Genomic DNA, 10,776 nt, shown 5'->3' with positions numbered 1-10,776 from the left:
CAGTTTTTCACACCATAAAGAACCAAAAGTTCGAGTGGCGAAAACAAGCCTTGAACGAATGAAGAAGAAAATACGAGAAATTACCTCTAGAAAGATGCCATTTCCAATGGAATACCGCATTGAGAAACTAAATCAATATTTAATAGGATGGTGCGGATATTTTGCGCTCGCAGACACACCTTCAATACTCAACAGGTTAGACAGTTGGATTAAAAGGCGGTTGCGAATGTGTCTTTGGAAGAATTGGAAGAAACCCCGAACGAGAGTCAGAAATCTCATTCGTTTAAAAGTTCCATATGGAAAAGCAAACGAATGGGGAAATACCCGAAAAGGGTACTGGCGCATTTCAAAAAGCCCCATATTACACAGAACCCTCGGCAATTCCTATTGGGAAAGCCAAGGGCTGAAAAGTCTGCAAGTTCGTTACGAAACTTTGCGTTATTCATCTTAATTGAACCGCCGTATACGGAACCGTACGTACGGTGGTGTGAGAGGTCGGGAGTTAATCACTCCCTCCTACTCGATTCCATCTTTGAAAAAATTAGAAGAGCTATAGCGACGGATAGAGCTTTGCTTGGATATGTCTTTATGATGGATCAAGATGACAATATAGAGTTTGAGATTTTTATTCAACAGCTCAGCGTATTTGTGAATCTAATCCCATTTATCAAATTAGCAATCGAGGGCGAGTTTTTATATTTTTTATAAAATAGTTGACTTATTTTTAAGTTGTAACTATAATAGTTACAGCTGGAGGTGATGAAGATTAAAATTAGCAGTCGTTTTACAATCGCTGTGCATATTTTATCAATCATCATACAAAATCCATCGACCATTTGCACATCGGAATTTATGGCGGAAAGCGTAAATACAAATCCGGTAGTAATTAGGAAAATAGTGTCCTATCTAAAAAAGGCAGGTATAGTGCAAGTGCGCCGTGGAACAGGTGGAGCTTCTTTGATCAAAGATTTGGATGCTCTTACTTTGCTAGAGGTTTTTCGTTCAGTAGAAGTTGTAGAAGAAGATCGGTTATTTCATTTACATGAAAATCCAAATCCTGATTGTCCTATAGGTGCCAATATACAGGCTGTATTAGAGCTAATTTTAGTGCAAGCACAAGAAGCTATGGAGCAAGTATTAGCCAATATTACTATGGAGCACGTAATTACATCTTTAATCCGTGAGATGCAACAATCGCAATAAATGCATTCCTGAATGCATTATTTATTTGACTTAGTTGTAACTAAAACGGTTACAGCAAAAAGAGAAAGGGAGGTTTAAGTGGTGACTCTTAAAATTAAAGCTTATTCGGATTTTATTTGTCCTTTCTGTTTTTTAGGGAAAGGGCCATTAGATGAAATTGCAAAAGAAAAGAATATTGAAATAGAGTGGATGCCATTTGAGTTAAGACCTGAACCATATCCAAAAATTGACCCTTGGAAAGAGCCGGCTAAATTAGGATCATGGGATTCCTATATTCTCCCTACAGCCAAAAAGCTAGGGATTGATATGCGATTACCGCGAGTATCGCCACATCCTTATACAAACTTAGCTTTTGAAGGATATCAATTTGCTAAGGTGCATGGAAAGGGAAATGAATTTCATCATAGAATTTTCACAGCGTTTTTCCAAGAAGAACAAAATATTGAGGATGTAGAAGTGTTAACTGGATTAGCGAATGAGGTAGGTTTACCTGCAGAAGAATTCAAAGAAGCTTTACGTTCAGGTAAATATCGGAAAGCTCATCAAGAAGCTTTAAAGCATGCTTATGAAGAGGCGAATATTACTGCCGTTCCTACACTAATTATTGGTGATGAAATGATCCAAGGATTAGCTAGTAAAGAAAGAATAGCACAAGTCATCGATCAGCAATTAAAAAATAGGTAATACTAGATTTAAACAGTAGCATATAAAATGAAGCTGCATGTAAAAATCTATATATATAAATTTAATTAAAATTTGGAGGAAATACAAATGTCAGTAACAACAACTAATTTAAAAGAAGCAATTATTAATCGTCGTTCAATCCGTAAGGTGAAAAAGAACACTGCAATTACAAAAGAAAAAATTGAAGAGCTATTAAAAATTAGTGTACATGCACCGTCTTCGTTTAATATGCAAAGTGGACGTGTAGTAGTTTTAATGGATAATGAACACGAAAAGTTTTGGGACATTGTCAAAGAAACATTGCGTGCACGTGTGCCAGCAGAAAATTTTGCAGCGACTGAAGAACGCTTACAAGGCTTTAAAGATGGCGTAGGGACAATTTTGTTCTTTGAAGACCAAGCAACAATCAAACAAATGCAAGAAAACGCGCCTTCTTATAAAGAGCAATTCCCATTCTGGTCACATCAAGGAAATGCTATGTTACAATACGCAACATGGATGTCTTTAACTACTGAAGGAATTGGCGCATCTATTCAGCACTATAATCCAATTATTGACGAGGAAGTTAAACAAACTTGGAATATTCCTGCAGAATGGAGTCTTGTAGCTCAAATGCCATTTGGTGAACCAAATGAACAACCAGGAGAAAAAACTTCTTTACCTTTTGAAGATGTAGTGAAGTTTTATTAATTAAAAATCTAACTTCAATTAAACCCCATTAAGTGGACACGGTTCACTTAATGGGGTTTCTAACATATTAGTTAAATGAAAACTCGTATCCTACATAGTTAAAAGCATTGGAAAACCCTGTATTCTCTGCTACAGCGATGGATGGGTTATTTGAGTCCATACAATCCCAATATGGAATCGAACTTTGCGTTAAGCAATCTTTTACAAAATAGTGAGCTAACTTTTGGGCTAATTTATTTCCTTGGTGAGCTTCTAATGTTTCAATGTCAATACAGTGGATATTCTCAACGACAAATCCTGAAAAACAAAGACTAATAATGTAACGATCGTAAACGATACAGTATCCGATCCCTTTATTCAAGAAACACTCAATTGAAGACCAAAATGATAATATTTTAGAGTGTAAAAATGCAGAGTTTTTAATTGTGTTATCTTCAAACAGAGTGTTGTCAATTTTTAAAACAGTGTAGCCTTCTTTAATATCTGGCTCATTATTCGCTTTATAGTTTTCTTTATGAAGCTTATATACTCTTTGCTTCCAACTACCAAGTTCCCGATGTTTAAATATTTTTTCAATCGTTTGATTCCACTTTTGATGATTACCAATGCCTTCGAAGTAATACAATCCCACTTTTTTCGCTTCTGGTACAATTACTTGATCAATAAAGTCGTTAATTTGATTATTAAATTGTTCATTATCTTCATTTCCTATAAAGAGAAATCCATCATTGTTGCCTAACCAAATAAGTGCTGATTGAGGTTTGTCGATTTGATCAACAAATATTCGTCCAGGATTCACTCCCTCTACGACAGCTTTTACTTCTAATTGACCGTGCTCATTTAACAAAGCTTTACACCTGTAAAATTCATTTTTCTGCAGTTCAGTAATCATTTCAATCAACTCCCTTTCGCGTTAAATTCCACATATTTTGTTTCATCACCAAAGTTTGGGGTGACATTTATAAAAAAGTATATTATGCATATAAGTTGATTGGAGTGTAGGCTGGGCGACTCCTCGAGGAACAGCAATAGAGGAACGAAGGCGTTATCACATCCTGTGATAACGCCTTCGTGACCAACATCATGCCGCTGTCGCTACGTTAGCACTACGCTTTCGCGCAAAAAAAATCTGTTGGCCCAAGCGGCTCATCGAACGCCCCCGGGATACTCTGCACGAAAGCAAAGTGGCAGCTACAAGCGCCCAGCAGGAACGGAAATCAACCCTACATTTTGCTGATAATCCTATATTTTATTGTATAGGTAAATTATGGTAAAGTACATATTTACCTTATTTAAGAACTATGATTTTTTTACGATACGTTTAATTAGAAGGTGTATGCTATGATAAATATACATGAAGGAGGGAGTCACATGATTATAGTTGGATTAACTGGTTGGGGTGATCATCCTTCACTTTATAGTGGAGTGACTGCCTCAAAGGACAAATTATTCGATTATACAGGTCATTTTTTAACGGTAGAGGTAGATACCTCTTTTTATGCCATACCTTCTAAAGAGAATGTTCGGAAATGGTGTGAGGATACACCCGGAAATTTCCGTTTTGTTGTGAAGGCTTATCAAGGAATGACTGGTCATTTACGTGGCGACATACCGTTTGAATCGAAGAATGACATGTTTAATGCCTTTATCGATTGTGCCAATGAATTTAAACGTCATGGGAAGCTAGCGATGGTATTGGCACAATTCCCACCGTGGTTTGATTGTCAGACTAAAAATGTACAATATTTATTGTATATTAGGCAGCAGCTTAAAAGCTTTGACGTAGCTATTGAGTTTCGCAATCGAACATGGTATGCGGACAATGTAGTGCAGCAAACAATGGATTTTTTACGAGAGCATCAATTCATTCATGCAATTTGTGATGAACCGCAGGCTGGCGTAGGCTCAGTACCTTTTTATCCTACGGTTACTGCGACAAAAGCACTTGTACGTATTCATGGACGTAACATTCATGGATGGCGCAATACTGGGAATGCCGAAAACTGGCGGAAAGTTCGCTTTTTATATGATTATAATAGGGAAGAGTTACAGCAGATGGGACAGCATATAAAACATCTCCAATCAGAAGTGCAGGACCTATATGTATTATTTAATAATAACTCAGGGCTTCATGCCGCTAAAAATGCAAAAGAGTTACAAGGAATTTTAGCGATTAGTGATGAAGGGTTAGCGCCTAAACAATTAAACATGTTTGAAGGGGAACTATAATGGAATTTTTTCTTCTAGTTATTATTGCATTATTATCTGGGGTAATTGGCTCATTGGTTGGGCTTGGCGGAGGAGTTGTCTTAGTTCCAGCAACATTATTCGTTGGGTTAAATCTAGGGATGATTCCAGATATCACTCCTCAAAAAGTGGTTGGATTATCTGTTGTCATGATGATTTTCACTGGACTTGCTTCTACACTAAGTTATATGAAATCTAAAACAGTAGATTACAAAAGTGGTTGGATTTTTTTTATAGGGAGTATTCCGGGCACAATGTTGGGCGCATGGGTAAATAAGGGGCTAGATTTACCATCATTTAATTTATATTTTGGTATTTTACTTATTATTTTAGCGACGATATTACTTGTACGTGATAAATTGAAACCAGTAGAATGGTTTGTAAAAAACGGTATGCAACGAGAGTTCGAAGATCAAGAAGGAAATACCTATGTATATGGGTATCCAATTTGGTTTGCCATTGCATTAACGTTTTGTATTGGCTTTGCCTCAGGGTTATTTGGTATCGGTGGAGGCTCGATGATTGTGCCTGCGATGATTATTTTATTTTTATTCCCACCACATGTAGCAGTGGCAACATCGATGTTCCTAGTATTTTTATCGTCGCTTGTTAATTCAGCGAGTCATATTTATTTAGGAAATGTACCTTGGCTTTATACGATTCCTGTTATTCCAGGAGCTTATATTGGAGCAAAGCTAGGGGCAGCGTTAAATAAAAGAATTAAATCAGATACGCTTGTAGTAGCACTTCGAGTTATTTTATTATTATTAGGAATTCGTTCTATTATCGATGGATTATTGTAATGTTGAGGCGTCTCATCAAAACGTGTGGTTGATTTCCGTTCCGTCTGGGCGCTTTGTAGCTGCCGCTTTGCTTTCGCTACAGAAAACATTTGTTGTTGCTGCCGCTTCGCTTTCGCACAGAGCAGAGCTTCCTGGGGGGCGTCCGATGAGCCGATTCATTCGCGTTCCTCTATCGCTGATCCCCAAGGAGTCGCCCAGTCTCCACTCCAATCAATTTATATACAAGGTATACTTTAACAAATGTTAGCCACAACTTTTGGTGATGAGCCAATATGGATTGGAACTATCAATAAATCGACTTTATACTGCTATTAAAGTCTGATTATTTAATAGCAATTCTTATACAGACATAGAAGCTATTTTAAAGAAGAGGTGGCTTAATTGCTAGAAAAAATTCATATTTTTCATACGAATGATTTGCATAGTCATTTTAAATATTGGCCACGAATGCAAAGTCATGTGAAAGAAATGCGTACTAGGCTTACAAACATGGGAGAGACAAGCTATTTATTTGATGTCGGCGATCATTTAGATCGTTCAAATATTTATACAGAAGCAACAGTTGGTAAGGGCAATGTGAAGTTATTAAATGAAGCGGGCTACGATGTTGTGACAATCGGTAATAATGAAGGTATAACATTGTCCCATGAGGAGCTGTATCATTTATATGATGGAGCAGCTTTTGACGTAGTAGTTGCTAATGTAAATGCTTCACATGGAACAAATCCAGCGTGGATGAAGCCGTATGTTATATTAACAACTGCTTATGGCACAAAGATTGCAGTTATCGCAGCAACGGCTATGTTTGAAATTTATTATAAGGAATTAAACTGGGAGATTGAAGAGGCGCGAAACTCACTTATTCACTTGTCCTATCAGCTTCGTAAAGAAGTAGATATTATAGTCTGTTTGTCGCATTTAGGGATAACAGAGGATGAACTTTTAGCTGAGGAATGCCCAGAAATAGATGTTATATTCGGCTCACATACACATCATGTTCTCCCGAATGGAAAGCTGGTTAATGGCGTTTTATTAACTGGTGGGGGGAAATTTGGTCAATATACAGGCCATCTTGTGTTAGAATATGACAAAAGAATGAGGAAAATTGTTGAAAAAAAGGATTTCTTAATTCATAATAATGATTTGCCTACGGTTAAAAATGAACATGAAATCGTTCAGTTTTTAGAAGATGAGGGCAAACGATTACTCGATAAGCCAGTATTCACTACAGAAAAATCGTACAACAAAGAATGGTTCCATTATTCGCAATTATCCGATTTGTTCGCGCGGGCTATTTTAGAGAAAAGTGGAGCGGATTGTGCGTTATTTAACGCGGGTATTTTTTTAGGTGGTTTACCTAAGGGAACAGTGACGGCACTTGATTTGCATAGAATATTCCCACATCCTATAAATTTATGTACGATTGAATTATCGGTTGCTGAAATGAAAGAAATTTTCCAGCAATCTAAAAATGAAGAATGGCCTTATATTGAGCTAAAAGGATTAGGATTTAGAGGCGTAATCTTTGGGAAGATGTTAACGTATGGCTTTTCAATGAATGAAGATCGCCAATTACTGATCAATGGGAAGCTTGCAGATAACGATCGAATTTATAAATTAGTTACGCTTGATTTATTTACGTTTGGTTATTTTTATCCAAGCTTTAAATATGCTAAGAAAAAATATATTCTACCAGAATTTTTAAGAAATATTATGATAGATTATGGGCAAAGATTCTTTAAGCACTAATAGATAAAACGCTTTTAGAATGGATTGGGGAAAAGGTCATGCGGTTAATTTCAATCGATGTATTAAAAGAAGGAATGGTCTTAGCAAGAACCATTTGGAACGAGGCGGGACACCCTCTTTTAAAAAAAGATGTAGTCATTAATGAACGTATCATACAAAGACTTCAACAATTAAATACGCATTATTTGTATATTGACGATAAAATTTCTGAGGGTATTGAAGTAGAGGAAACAGTCCCAACTGTTGTTCGAAATAAAACGATTTCAACCATTAAAAATTCTTTCCAATCAATCGATGGTTTAAGTCCAGTAAATGCCTCTTATGTGCTTGACCAACAATCAAAGGCAATTCTCTCAATTGTAGATGAGTTACTATCGGTAGTTAGTGGCAATGATGAAATTTTAACAATACTAACAGATGCGTATTTATTTGATGAATATTTATATCAACACTCCTTTCAAGTCACTCTTTATTCGATAGCGATTGCTAAAGAGCTTGGTCACTCAGCCGAGGATTTACGTATAATTGGAATTGGCGCTTTGTTACATGACATAGGGAAGCTGATGGTACCAAAAGAGATTTTGACAAAACCTGGGCGCCTAACGTTTGACGAGTTTGAAACGATGAAGCAGCATACTCGATATGGGTTTGATTTGTTACGTAATTTACATTCCATATCATTGATTGTTGCACATTGTGCCTTCCAACATCACGAACGGATTGATGGGAGTGGCTATCCACGGGGTTTAGTTGATTTTGAAATCCATCCGTTTGCAAAAATTATTGGTGTAGCTGACGTCTTTGATGCAGTGACGACAAGCCGTGTATATCGTGAAAAAATGCTACCTTCTCAGGGCCTAGCAATTGTAGAAGCAGGCTCTGGAACTATATATGATGCACGTGTTGTCAATGCATTGAAAAAGTCTGTGGTCCATTATCCTAAAGGTGTTATTTTAAAATTATCTGACGGTCGTCGAGGTATCGTATCAAGACAAAATACATTGGATCCAGCAATGCCCTGGATTCGTATTTTTGAAGAGCAAAATCAAATATTAGCAGCTACATATGAAATTAATTTAATGGACTACCCAAACCTAATCATTGAAAGTGTTGAAGCGGATTACGTTGTCCCATCGAAAATCGAATAAAAATCTTCTCCTGTTCATACGTTATGGAACAGGAGGAGATTTTTTTGTTTTTCCCTCGAAAAAGGATGAAATTACGATCATATAATCAGCATAGTAACTATAGAAAAAGGGGAAAAAAACGCTTGAATCGTATACCCCTTTTAATTGTAAGCGTTATTGTTGGTATTTTTTTATTTATTTATTTTTTGAATGAACGGCTTATGCCAACTTACTTAGAATATGCCGAAATACAAACGAATAAGATTGCATCCTATGTTGTAAGTAATGCCACATCAAATGTTTTAGATATTAATGATGTTCTTGTAGAAGTATCCCCTGGCAACAACTCTGATTTGAAAATAAATACTGAAGTAATTAATCGAGTTCGTGCCGAAACGGTAAAGCAAGTAAAAATGAATTTAGAGCAGGCTGAGGAAGGAGACTTGGCCAACTTACCAAATCTTGATAATGTTGAATACGATTTTAACAAGATAAAAGAAGGCAATGGAGTCGTTTTTTATGTACCTATTAGCCAGGCTGCTAATATCCCTTTACTCGGGAATTTAGGACCTAAAATTCCGGTACGCTTTCACGTAGTTGGAAATGTGCATAGTGAAGTTACTTCTTCAATAACGGAGTATGGTATTAATAGTGCATTTGTTCAGGTAGGAATTCATTTAGAGGTAAATGTACAAATTATTGTCCCTTTTGCTAGTAAAACAGCTACAGTATCTCAGGATATTCCGGTGGCAATGGGTTTAACGAAGGGGCAAGTGCCAAATGTTTATTCAAGTGGTGATTCAGCAACACAGCCGTCCCTTGAAATACCAGTGCCTTTTAATGAATAGAAATGTTGCTGTGATAGTTGTTGGAGTGCATATATTATGTTACATTGACAACAGTGAAGATAGTTAATAGAAAAAATGCATATTTCTGATAGGGGCGATATCCGTATGACATCTTGTAAACCTACAAGTAAAGACAAAGAAGAATACTTAAGAAAGCCAGATTGGCTAAAAATTAAACTAAACACAAATGATGAATATAAAGGGCTAAAGAAGCTCATGCGAGAAAAAAATCTGCATACTGTATGTGAGGAAGCACGCTGTCCTAATATTCATGAATGCTGGGGTGAACGCCGTACAGCAACAATGATGATTCTTGGATCTGTTTGTACACGTGCTTGTCGTTTCTGTGCTGTTAAAACAGGCTTACCAAATGAATTAGACTTAGCTGAGCCAGAACGCGTAGCAGATTCTGTTGCTATTATGAACTTAAAGCACGTTGTTATTACAATGGTTGCGCGTGATGATTTAAAGGATGGCGGTGCACAAGTATTAGCTGAAACCGTGCGTGCGATCCGTCGTAAAAGTCCGGCTACATCGGTTGAAGTGTTACCGTCTGATTTAGGGGGCGTGAAAGAGAACCTTCAATTATTAATGGATGCGAAGCCAGATATTTTAAATCATAATATTGAAACTGTGCGTCGCTTAACGCCAAGAGTACGTGCTCGTGCAAAATATGAGCGCTCATTAGAGTTTCTACGTTTGGCAAAAGAAATGCAGCCAGACATCCCTACGAAATCATCTTTAATGATAGGTTTAGGTGAAACAGAAGAAGAAATTCTAGAAGTTATGGATGATTTACGAGCAATTAACGTAGATATTATGACAATTGGTCAATACTTACAGCCGACGAAGAAGCATTTAGCTGTTAAAAAGTATTATTCACCAATAGAGTTTGGTAAACTTCGTAAAATCGCAATGGAAAAAGGATTTAAGCATTGTGAAGCAGGCCCACTTGTACGTAGTAGCTATCATGCTGATGAACAAGTAAACGAAGCAACAAAAGAACGTCAATTACAAACAGAACTGTAAAAACAAATGTTGAAATGGAAGGTGGTGTCACTTTGATTACTATTGAAGGATATGAATACGAGCTTATAAATGATTACCGAGAAGCTTTCGAAGAGGAAGTGTTCAAGGAACGCTACTCGGATATTTTAGCTAGATATGATTATATTGTGGGCGACTGGGGCTATAATCAATTGCGCTTAAAAGGCTTTTTTGACGATAAAAATCAGAAAGCCACTTTCGATACAAAGATTAGTACACTACAAGATTACCTATACGAGTATTGTAATTTTGGCTGTGCCTATTTCGTCTTGCGCAAAACCGGTAAATCCACTCAGCAGCCAGTAGCTGTAGTAAGTGAAGATAGTCAAGTGACAAAGCTTGCTGAGAATGAACAAATAGCAGAATAAACATTTAAAA

At 36.8% G+C, this 10,776-nt stretch carries 12 protein-coding genes; 11 read left to right on the top strand and 1 reads right to left on the bottom strand.

Annotation, left to right across the window (positions count from 1 at the left end; translation table 11 throughout):
* The 4 genes from ACFTQ7_RS20570 to ACFTQ7_RS20555 all read left to right on the top strand — a co-directional run.
* The coding region (locus ACFTQ7_RS20570) for a group II intron maturase-specific domain-containing protein (protein ID WP_386830671.1) at positions 1-451 on the top strand (451 nt) is incomplete at its 5' end.
* A 314-nt stretch (positions 452-765) separates the two neighbouring features.
* Positions 766-1,203, top strand: a complete 438-nt coding sequence (locus ACFTQ7_RS20565) for an Rrf2 family transcriptional regulator (protein WP_386830677.1) — start codon at positions 766-768, stop codon at positions 1,201-1,203.
* Positions 1,204-1,284: 81 nt separating this feature from the next.
* Complete coding sequence (locus tag ACFTQ7_RS20560) at positions 1,285-1,887, top strand: DsbA family oxidoreductase (protein WP_386830669.1); 603 nt, start codon at positions 1,285-1,287, stop codon at positions 1,885-1,887.
* 87 nt (positions 1,888-1,974) lie between these two features.
* Entirely contained in the window at positions 1,975-2,577 is a 603-nt protein-coding gene (locus tag ACFTQ7_RS20555; RefSeq protein WP_386830667.1) for a nitroreductase family protein, read from the top strand.
* Between the two features lie 67 nt (positions 2,578-2,644).
* On the opposite strand, the gene ACFTQ7_RS20550 is transcribed toward ACFTQ7_RS20555, so the two are convergent.
* Positions 2,645-3,469 (bottom strand): GNAT family N-acetyltransferase, encoded by an 825-nt coding sequence (locus ACFTQ7_RS20550; RefSeq protein ID WP_386830665.1) that lies wholly within the window; start codon positions 3,467-3,469, stop codon positions 2,645-2,647.
* 479 nt (positions 3,470-3,948) lie between these two features.
* Here ACFTQ7_RS20550 and ACFTQ7_RS20545 point away from each other — a divergent pair, with 479 nt between their 5' ends.
* From ACFTQ7_RS20545 to ACFTQ7_RS20515, 7 genes are all read left to right on the top strand, one after another.
* On the top strand, positions 3,949-4,806 hold the full coding sequence (locus ACFTQ7_RS20545) for a DUF72 domain-containing protein (RefSeq protein WP_386830663.1): 858 nt from the start codon (positions 3,949-3,951) through the stop codon (positions 4,804-4,806).
* A complete protein-coding gene (locus ACFTQ7_RS20540) occupies positions 4,806-5,627 on the top strand; it encodes a sulfite exporter TauE/SafE family protein (RefSeq protein WP_197143324.1) in 822 nt (273 codons plus the stop codon). Before ACFTQ7_RS20545 ends, ACFTQ7_RS20540 begins: the two co-directional genes overlap by 1 nt.
* Positions 5,628-6,008: 381 nt before the next feature.
* Entirely contained in the window at positions 6,009-7,376 is a 1,368-nt protein-coding gene (locus tag ACFTQ7_RS20535) for a bifunctional metallophosphatase/5'-nucleotidase (RefSeq protein ID WP_386830661.1), read from the top strand.
* Positions 7,377-7,414: 38 nt separating this feature from the next.
* Positions 7,415-8,524, top strand: a complete 1,110-nt coding sequence (locus ACFTQ7_RS20530) for an HD-GYP domain-containing protein (RefSeq protein ID WP_386830659.1) — start codon at positions 7,415-7,417, stop codon at positions 8,522-8,524.
* Positions 8,525-8,547: 23 nt separating this feature from the next.
* Complete coding sequence (gene yunB / locus ACFTQ7_RS20525) at positions 8,548-9,351, top strand: sporulation protein YunB (protein WP_349661343.1); 804 nt, start codon at positions 8,548-8,550, stop codon at positions 9,349-9,351.
* 105 nt (positions 9,352-9,456) lie between these two features.
* Positions 9,457-10,380: a lipoyl synthase gene (gene lipA / locus ACFTQ7_RS20520; protein WP_197143327.1), complete on the top strand. Its 924-nt coding sequence runs from the start codon at positions 9,457-9,459 to the stop codon at positions 10,378-10,380.
* Positions 10,381-10,412: 32 nt separating this feature from the next.
* A complete protein-coding gene (locus ACFTQ7_RS20515) occupies positions 10,413-10,766 on the top strand; it encodes a YutD family protein (protein ID WP_349661342.1) in 354 nt (117 codons plus the stop codon).
* Positions 10,767-10,776: the final 10 nt, after the last annotated feature.

The sequence above is a fragment of the Lysinibacillus sp. NPDC056959 genome, assembly GCF_042674095.1.
GTDB lineage: Bacteria > Bacillota > Bacilli > Bacillales_A > Planococcaceae > Lysinibacillus > Lysinibacillus zambalensis.
The sequence above is the reverse complement of the archived record's forward strand: the minus strand, read 5'-3'. Positions and strand labels throughout refer to the sequence as shown.

Coding starts and splice junctions, on each gene's coding strand:
- ACFTQ7_RS20555 (WP_386830667.1), top strand. CDS start 1,975: ATGTCAGTAACAACAACTAATTTAAAAGAAGCAATTATTAATCGTCGT.
- ACFTQ7_RS20550 (WP_386830665.1), bottom strand. CDS start 3,469: ATGATTACTGAACTGCAGAAAAATGAATTTTACAGGTGTAAAGCTTTG.
- ACFTQ7_RS20545 (WP_386830663.1), top strand. CDS start 3,949: ATGATTATAGTTGGATTAACTGGTTGGGGTGATCATCCTTCACTTTAT.
- ACFTQ7_RS20540 (WP_197143324.1), top strand. CDS start 4,806: ATGGAATTTTTTCTTCTAGTTATTATTGCATTATTATCTGGGGTAATT.
- ACFTQ7_RS20530 (WP_386830659.1), top strand. CDS start 7,415: ATGCGGTTAATTTCAATCGATGTATTAAAAGAAGGAATGGTCTTAGCA.
- yunB (WP_349661343.1), top strand. CDS start 8,548: ATGGAACAGGAGGAGATTTTTTTGTTTTTCCCTCGAAAAAGGATGAAA.
- lipA (WP_197143327.1), top strand. CDS start 9,457: ATGACATCTTGTAAACCTACAAGTAAAGACAAAGAAGAATACTTAAGA.